Source organism: Nocardia sp. CC201C (assembly GCF_030010695.1).
GTDB lineage: Bacteria > Actinomycetota > Actinomycetes > Mycobacteriales > Mycobacteriaceae > Nocardia > Nocardia otitidiscaviarum.
Map to the genome: position 1 here is coordinate 1 of NZ_JASCXP010000521.1, position 4,341 is coordinate 4,341.

Below are 4,341 nucleotides of genomic sequence, written 5' to 3' on the forward strand. Positions count from 1 at the left end.
CACGGTCGGCTACAACATGATTCGCAGCAACTACTATGTGGGCGCGGACGGCGATCGGGTGGTGGTACTACGCGGGCTGCCCGGTTCGGTACTGGGCTACTCCATCCACGATGTCGATCAGATCGGGTGCGTCACCCGCGATGGCGAACTGTCCCTCGTCGCCCCCGGCACCGACTTCCCGGCCGGCTGCCGCGAACTGACCTTCGACGATCTCAAGCCCACCGGTCGCGATTCCGTCGAGAAGGGCCTGCCGCCCGGGTCCCGTGAGGACGCCGTGACGCAGATGCGGTCGCTGGCGCAGCGGGAACTGCTGCCGCCGTGCGAGAAGCCCGCCGAACCGGAGCCGACGCCGCCGAGCGAGACGAATCAGCCGCCCGCCACGGGTGCGCCGACCACGACGGTGCCGCCCACCACCACCCAGCCGGAGACCGAGCCGGGTGCCGAGCGCACCGGTGAGCTGCGGCCGCCGGAGAACCGCGAGCAGCCCCCGACGAGCGCCCCCGTCACCACCACCCAGGCCCCGCAGATCGCGGGCCAGAACTGCAGAGTGACGGACTGATGTCCGCACCGGCACCGCCGTCCGCTGGGGCCTTTCCCAGTCCCCCGGGCGGATTCGCTCCCGCGCCGCCGCCGTCCACCCGGCGGAATATCGAGTTGCTGCTACTCGGTCTCGCCGCTCTCGTCACCACGGTGGCGCTGGTGCTGGTGGAGGCCAGCCAGGAACAGTCCATCAGCTGGGATATCGCCAAACTGGGTTTGGCGTACCTGGCGCTGTTCGGGGTAGCGCATCTGGCGGTGCGGCGCTTCGCGGCCTTCGCCGACCCGGTGCTACTACCGATCGTGGCGCTGCTCAACGGTCTGGGGCTGGTGCTCATCCATCGCCTGGATCTGGCCGACAAGCAGGACGCCGTCTTCAACTCCACGGCCATCCCCTCCCCCGACGCCAATCAGCAGGTGCTGTGGACGGGGCTGGGGATGGTGGTGTTCCTGGGTCTGCTCATCACGCTGCGCGACTATCGCACGCTGGCGCGCTACGCCTACACCCTGGGACTGATGGGCCTGATCGCGCTGAGCATTCCGGCGCTGCTGCCGGACCGGTTCTCCATGGTCAATGGCGCCAAGATCTGGATCCGACTGCCCGGATTCAGCGTGCAGCCGGGCGAATTCGCGAAGCTGCTGCTGATCATCTTCTTCGCCGGGGTGCTGGTCGCCAAGCGCGACCTGTTCACCGTGGCGGGCAAGCATGTGCTGGGGCTGGAGCTGCCACGCGCCCGCGACCTGGGCCCGATCCTGGTGGTCTGGGTGGTGTGCATCGCTGTGCTGGTGCTGGAGAAGGATCTCGGCACCTCGCTGCTCATCTACGCCACCGTGCTGACCATGCTCTACATCGCCACCGAGCGGGTGGGCTGGCTGGTCATCGGCGGCGGTCTGCTGGCCATCGGATTCCTCTTCGCCTACAACAGGTTCGGGCATGTGCGGGTGCGCGTGGAGACCTGGCTGCACCCGTTCGACGACTACAACAACACCGGCTACCAGATCTCGCAGTCGCTGTTCGGCCTGGCCACCGGGGGGCTGGCGGGGACCGGGCTGGGCAGCGGACGGCCGTCGCAGGTGCCGTTCGCCAAGACCGACTTCATCATCACCACCATCGGCGAGGAACTGGGGCTCGTCGGCCTGGCCGCGGTGCTCATGCTGTTCACCGTGCTCGTGGTGCGCGGGCTGCGCACGGCGCTGGCGGTGCGTGACAGCTTCGGCAAGCTGCTGGCCGCCGGACTGGCGTTCACCATCGCCGTGCAGGTGTTCGTGGTGGTCGGCGGTGTCACCAAACTGATTCCGCTGACCGGTCTCACCACGCCGTTCGTCTCGTACGGCGGTTCCTCACTGCTGGCCAACTACGCGCTGGTGGCGCTGCTGATCAAGATCTCCGACGCGGCCCGCGCACCCGCCCCGGTGCGCAGGCGCGCCCCCGAACCCATTGCCGACGCCCCCACCGAGATGGTGCGGCGACCTCCGAAGGGAGGCACCGCGTGAACACTCCCCTGCGTCGCGTCGCCATGGCCGTGATGATCATGGTCGTCGCCCTGCTGGCCAATGCCACCTACGTGCAGGTCATCAAGGCGGACAGCCTGCGCAGCGATCCGCGCAACGTGCGGGTGCTGATGGACGAGTACTCCCGCCAGCGCGGCCAGATCTCGGCGCAGGGCACGGTGCTGGCCAGTTCCGTCGCCACCGACGACCGCTACAAGTACCTGCGCACCTACCCGACCGATCCGGCGGCCTACGCCCCGGTGACCGGGTTCTACTCCATGCAGTACGGCAGCACCGGGCTCGAGCACGCCGAGGACTCGGTGCTCAACGGCTCCGACAACCAGCTGTTCGGCCGTCATCTCGTCGATCTGGTCTCCGGCCGCGATCCGCGTGGCGGCAATGTGGTCACCACCATCGACCCGGTCATGCAGAAGGTCGCCTACGAGCAGCTCACCTCGAAGGGGTACACCGGTTCGGTGGTGGCCATCGAACCGAGCACCGGGCGCATCCTCACCATGGTGTCCACCCCCAGCTACGACCCGAACCAGCTGTCCAGCCACGACGGCGCCGCGGTCACCCAGACCTGGAACGACCTGCAGCAGGACCCGCGCTCACCCATGCTGAACCGCGCTGTGTCGCAGACCTATCCGCCCGGTTCCACCTTCAAGGTGGTGGTCACGGCCGCCGCGCTGTCCGCGGGCATCGCCCAGCCGGACGACCAGTTCACGGCCGCGTCGCGCATCACCCTGCCCGACACCGCCACCACGCTGGAGAACTACAACGGCAACCACTGCGGCCCCGGCGACAGCCAGACCGCATCACTGACCACCGCGTTCAAACTGTCCTGTAACACCGCTTTCGTGGAGCTCGGTATCAAGGTTGGGTCCGCGAAGCTCAAGGACGAAGCGGCCGCGTTCGGTATCGGACAGCACGAGGGGATCCCGATTCCCGTGGCGGACAGCACCGTCGGCACCATCCCGGACGGCGCCGCGCTCGGACAGAGCAGCATCGGCCAGCGCGACGTGGCGCTCACGCCACTGGACAACGCGGTCATCGCGGCCACCATCGCCAACGGCGGCGTCCGGATGCGGCCCTACCTGGTCGACCAACTGCAAGGCCCGGATCTCAGCGTGCTCAGCACCACCAAACCGATGTCGGTGGGTCAGGCGGTGAACGCCCAGGTGGCGTCCCAACTGACCACTCTGATGATGGAATCGGAGAAGAACACCCAGGGCGGGGGCCGCAGCCCCTACACGATCGCTTCCAAGACCGGCACCGCCGAGCACGGCAGCGATCCCCGCAACACCCCGCCCCACGCCTGGTACATCGCCTTCGCGCCGGCGCAGAATCCGAAGATCGCGATCGCGGTCATCGTGGAGAACGGCGGTGACCGCGCCCTGGCCGCGACCGGTGGTTCCGTCGCGGCGCCGGTCGCCCGCGCGGTGCTCGACGCCGGACTGGCGGGGGGCTGAACGATATGAACGTGCTCGCTGGACGGGGGCTGGAATGCTGACCAACGGTGCCTTGATCGCCGACCGCTACCGGCTGCATCGCCTCATCGCCACCGGCGGAATGGGACAGGTCTGGGAAGCCCTGGACACCCGCCTCGACCGCCGGGTCGCGGTGAAGGTGCTGAAGGCGGAGTTCTCGACCGACCCCACCTTCCGGCACCGGTTCCGCACCGAGGCCAAGACCACCGCGCAGCTCAACCACCCCGGCATCGCCGGCATCTACGACTACGGCGAGACCATGGACCCGGCGGGCGGCGAAACCGCCTACCTGGTCATGGAATTGGTGTCCGGTGAACCGCTGAACGCCGTTCTCAACCGGCTCGGCCGACTGTCGGTGGCGCAGGGCCTGGACATGCTCGAGCAGACCGGTCGCGCGCTCCAGGTGGCGCACGCCACGGGCGTCGTGCACCGCGACGTCAAGCCCGGCAACATCATGGTGACCCCGACCGGCCAGGTGAAGATCACCGACTTCGGCATCGCCAAGGCCGTCGACGCCTCCCCGGTCACCAAGACCGGCATGGTCATGGGCACCGCCCAGTACATCGCGCCCGAACAGGCCACCGGCGAGGACGCCACCGCCGCCTCCGACGTGTACTCGCTCGGCGTGGTCGGCTACGAGGCGCTGGCCGGACAGCGGCCCTTCACCGGCGACGGGGCGCTCACCGTCGCCATGAAGCATGTGCGGGAGACCCCGCCGCCGCTGCCGCCGGACCTGCCGCCGAACGTGCGGGAGCTCATCGAGATCACCATGGCCAAGGAGCCGGGTCAGCGCTACACCAGCGGCGGCGAATTCGCCGACGCG

At 68.7% G+C, this 4,341-nt stretch carries 3 protein-coding genes and 1 pseudogene; all 4 read left to right on the plus strand.

The features are described 5' to 3' along the window. Window positions 1-559 (plus strand): annotated as a pseudogene (locus QK444_RS33105) (serine/threonine protein phosphatase); the annotation flags it as partial. Beyond that, window positions 559-2,031, plus strand: a complete 1,473-nt coding sequence (locus QK444_RS33110) for an FtsW/RodA/SpoVE family cell cycle protein (protein ID WP_282785980.1) — start codon at window positions 559-561, stop codon at window positions 2,029-2,031. The pseudogene QK444_RS33105 and the gene QK444_RS33110, both read left to right, overlap by 1 nt. Continuing rightward, window positions 2,028-3,500, plus strand: coding sequence for a penicillin-binding protein 2 (locus tag QK444_RS33115; RefSeq protein ID WP_282785981.1), 1,473 nt, complete (start codon window positions 2,028-2,030; stop codon window positions 3,498-3,500). Before QK444_RS33110 ends, QK444_RS33115 begins: the two co-directional genes overlap by 4 nt. 34 nt (window positions 3,501-3,534) lie before the next feature. Further along, a partial coding sequence (locus tag QK444_RS33120; RefSeq protein ID WP_282785982.1) for a serine/threonine-protein kinase occupies window positions 3,535-4,341 on the plus strand: 807 nt, incomplete at its 3' end.